Genomic DNA, 2,391 nt, shown 5'->3' on the forward strand with positions numbered 1-2,391 from the left:
GCTTCCGAAATCAGCGTGCGCTGCAGCGTAAGGTTCTTGCCGCCTCGGCTACTGAAGGCTTCGTCAATCGTCCAGCTGATGCTCGCATGGTCCAATATGCTGTGGTCGCCACCAGTGAGTCCCATACCGTCGTAGGTAGCGCCGTAGCCCAGGCGCACGCGCATGAAGCGGATGACCATGTCCTTGCCCGTGAACCCGATGGGAGCGCTCTTGATGGTAATACCCTTGCCGGGAGCCGTCTGCCCTGCAATCGTCACGTAATCCTGATTGCAGACCAGGCGCGATTTCAGCTGAATCATTCCCGACACCTTGAACACGATGGTACGCGGGCCAATTTCTGCCGTGCACGCCTCGCGCAGGGAGCCCGCACCGTCATCGTTCAGGTTCGTCACGTACACCACCTTGCCGCCGCGGCCACCCAAGGCGTTGCGGCCATAACCTTCGGCACCCTCGAACGCGACGCGACCCGGCTTGAACGACCAGATATTCCCTGCCGTGACCGTTCCGTTCGCATCGACCTCATCTACGCGCCAGTAGTAAGTCTGGAGCGGAGTCGTGCCGCTCACCTTATACGAACTGCCGGATTGTTCACCCTTGTAAATCGCAGTGCTCGAGGGCGTTGCCGCAAGCACTGCCGCCGAATCCGTCCCGAAATAGACGCGATGCTTTACGGCCGACTTCGCCGCCGTCCACGAAAGCGTCAGCGCCCCGCTTTCGTGCGGAGCGTGATAATCCAAATCCTCAGGCGATGGCCCTGTCGCCTGTGCCGCCGCATTGGGCACGTTCAGTTCAAAGCCGTTCAGGGTAACCGTGCCCGTATTCAACTTTATCGCGGTCGAGGCACCCGTACCGCTTACATTAAAAGTCACGTAGGCAATCGCCGCCTCGCCTGTCGAGAGCGCACGATTCGTGGGCTTGACCGACGTCTGCTTCGAGTTGTTCACATAGACATCGATGCTGTTGCTTACCGCCGTCCCATCGACATTGTTTAGGTACAAAAGGAGGCTGTGCGTCCCTGCCGCAAGATTCGAGAAGGTGAGCGTAATCGCCCCACCGCCTTCGACCATCACGCCATCGCATACAAGGCGTGCATAGCTTGGGGACTGCACCCCGGCCTTGTACCAGTTGGCCTTGAGGTTCGCGCTTCCGGCGACATTCACCTTCACGCCCGAAAGCGTCGTGTCCTTCGAAGCGACACCCGAAACCACCCAGGGCACATAATTCGGTTCCGTAACCTCGCTCGAATTGCGGCCGCTCATGTCAAAATCGACCTTGATGACGGGCGATGCGGCAAAGGCAAGCGCCGCCGAGAGGCCCAATACGCGAATAGAGTTCAAACATCCCATACATAACTCCTTTCTGCCCACAAAAATACCCTCGGATTTGCTCCGGGGGTAGGGTAAAAGAAATTTCCAGTTGTCCGCGGACTACGGCGGGCACCTGCGGTGCAAAAAAAACGCCCCGGCTTCCGCCGGGACGTATCGTTTAGTTAGGAAACTACCGTTCTACTCTTACCTGCACCGCATTCTGCATCGTGCGACCATTGAACTTGACACGGACCATGTAGACGCCCTCGGGGAGAGCCCTGATTTCGCGGGACAAGTCAGACGCTCCTGCCGGAACATTTCTTGCAAGGCGCGCCACCTGGTGACCAGTCATGTCAAAGAAATCCACCTGGGCATACCCCGATTCGCGGGCAATCAGCGTACCATCTGCAAGATTCAGGTGTATTCCGGCAGCAATGCGAATGTTACCTGCAAAGTCGTCTTCTGCTGTGTAATCGCCACGGGTAAGCCCCGTCGTTCCCGAAGAATCTCCCGCGACTTCAGCGCTCAAGGTGTCTATCGCCGAGAGTTGCGTCGAATCCTCGAAAAGCACCACGCCTTCGACATCAAAACCGATCTGGTCGACGTTCGGTGCACCCGCCTCTTCCAGCGATTTCAGATAAAGCACATTCAATCCCTTCTGGAGAGAAACACCCACCGAGACGCTATCCCAGGTATCCCAATCGGCAGTGGGCTTGAACGTCAGCGAACCGACCAGGTCTTCATTCATCTTCACCATAATGCGACGCGTATCCGTTTTGCCGTGGGCGTAGCGCAGCACCATCGTTGCATTCTTGTATTCCTTCGGCGAAACCAGGTGGTAAATGCCGTAGCTATCGAGACTGTTTTCGAAATCGTAGAATCCCGTGCCGCGGAAATTCTCGTGGTTGTCGGCAAAGGCTCCCTTTGCATCGGTCGGTACCGCCGCCTCGATATCGCTCCGAACCATAAGAGGAGCAGGTCCCGATTCCACGACACTCAGGATGGTGAATTTTCCGTTGCGAGTCGCTTCGCCAAAGTCAGCATTCCCGCCTTTCGTCGTAATCGTATAGGTAAACTCGCCCTC

The 2,391-nt window shown here is 57.1% G+C and carries 1 protein-coding gene and 1 pseudogene; both read right to left on the reverse strand.

Annotated elements, in window-relative coordinates:
• Window positions 1-1,346, reverse strand: a pseudogene (locus B2310_RS10215) (hypothetical protein); the annotation flags it as partial.
• Window positions 1,347-1,497: 151 nt separating this feature from the next.
• Window positions 1,498-2,391, reverse strand: an 894-nt coding sequence (locus tag B2310_RS10220; protein ID WP_290731163.1) for a carbohydrate-binding protein, incomplete at its 5' end; no start/stop codon positions are given.

Origin of the sequence: Fibrobacter sp. UBA3629 (assembly GCF_002374005.1) — a bacterium.
Taxonomy (GTDB): domain Bacteria; phylum Fibrobacterota; class Fibrobacteria; order Fibrobacterales; family Fibrobacteraceae; genus Fibrobacter.